Below are 1,364 nucleotides of genomic sequence, written 5' to 3'. Positions count from 1 at the left end.
TAAGCTAATTCGATAGTTACTTCTTGCAATATTTCATACAATTAAGTCAGAAGGAAACAACAACTATTCGAAAAGGAGCGGATCAATATGATGAACAAGATGAAAACGAACAATTTTTTAAATACAATGGGCACGGTATTTTCCGCTCTAATCGACGCAAAAGCTGTTTCTTCTACATTAAACAAGTAAGGAGAATTCATTATGAACAATATCACTTTTAACAAATTAGATTTTTTAGGATTAGCTAGCGGCTCTCTTCTTCTTACTGCTTTTATTTACGCTGCTACGCTTGTATAACTTTGTGTCCCCTTTCCCCTTTATATAGAAAAAGACGACCGTCTATGCCCGGTCGTCTTTTTAAATGTTTCTTTCTTTTAACTCTTTTAAGAGCTGTATCATTTCAGCTTGTTGTTTTATCTTCTTACGACCATTTCGGTTAATCGCTGCAAGCTCACAAGCAACTCCGACAGCAAAGAAAAACAATACACTTTCTAACATGTGAAATCCTCCAATTGCCTACTAAACAGCTTGGCGTAATTGCTCTTCTTGTAAAACCTTCTTATTTATATTTTTTTCTTTTCTCTGACAAACGTTATTGCGAATAAGTGCTGCAATAACAAGTAAAGTTCCTACAATATCAAACATCGTTATTTTGTATCCTTGCATCATCATAATCATTAAAGTCGTAATCGGTACAAAGTTAATAAATAAAATCCCATTAATAGATGATAAAATCTTCACACCATAATTCCAAGCGAGTAACGCTACGATTCCCGGTAATGTCATCATAAACAATAAATCATATTTCACGATAGAAATCGTTCCCATACTCGGAATCGATACATATCCAAGCGATGTAATAATTACAGTTATAATCCCTGTGACAGTCGTACCGAATACACACGTCAACGTAGAATAACGTAATGTTGACCAATCGCTACACGTTTGACCACCCATCGTATAAATAACCCAGCCTACAACTCCAACAAATATACATGCTAGTGAAAACATGTTATCTTTCAACGTTAAAAAGAAACCCATATCACCTTTTGTAATAACAAATATAGCTCCTACAAAAGCGATAATCATACTCGTTATCATATACTTTTTCGGTTTTACATGCTTATATCCCCATAGAATACAAATAGAAATCATCGGCATAAGTGCTTCCATAATGGAGGCTACCATCACACCTGATTTCCCCATTAACATTTGACCTAAAAATATAAGTACATTATATACAGTAAACGCCATCATCCCGAAAAAGACGAGTAACTTTCCTCTTCCCTCTAAACGAAATGCCTGCCTTCCTTCTTTCGCTAACAACAATACAATCAGTACGATTGCCACCGCTCCATAGCGAA

Annotated in this window: 3 protein-coding genes; 1 reads left to right on the top strand and 2 read right to left on the bottom strand. The window is 35.2% G+C overall.

Translation table 11 applies throughout. The annotated features are described in order from the left end of the window. Positions 1–201 precede the first annotated feature (201 nt). The gene (locus MR113_RS27120) at positions 202–297 is read left to right on the top strand and encodes a DUF3948 family protein (protein WP_001060007.1); all 96 of its coding nucleotides are present in this window, start codon (positions 202–204) and stop codon (positions 295–297) included. A gap of 60 nt (positions 298–357) precedes the next feature. Here the strand turns inward: MR113_RS27120 and MR113_RS27115 are convergent, their stop codons facing one another. Both MR113_RS27115 and MR113_RS27110 read right to left on the bottom strand, forming a co-directional pair. After that, on the bottom strand, positions 358–498 hold the full coding sequence (locus tag MR113_RS27115; RefSeq protein ID WP_061677922.1) for a YrzO family protein: 141 nt from the start codon (positions 496–498) through the stop codon (positions 358–360). 21 nt (positions 499–519) lie between these two features. Then, positions 520–1,364, bottom strand: an 845-nt coding sequence (locus MR113_RS27110) for a DMT family transporter (RefSeq protein WP_242257471.1), incomplete at its 5' end; no start/stop codon positions are given.

Origin of the sequence: Bacillus cereus group sp. BfR-BA-01379, from assembly GCF_022663605.1 — a bacterium.
GTDB lineage: Bacteria > Bacillota > Bacilli > Bacillales > Bacillaceae_G > Bacillus_A > Bacillus_A mobilis.
This window is presented reverse-complemented; position numbering and strand designations above follow the sequence as displayed.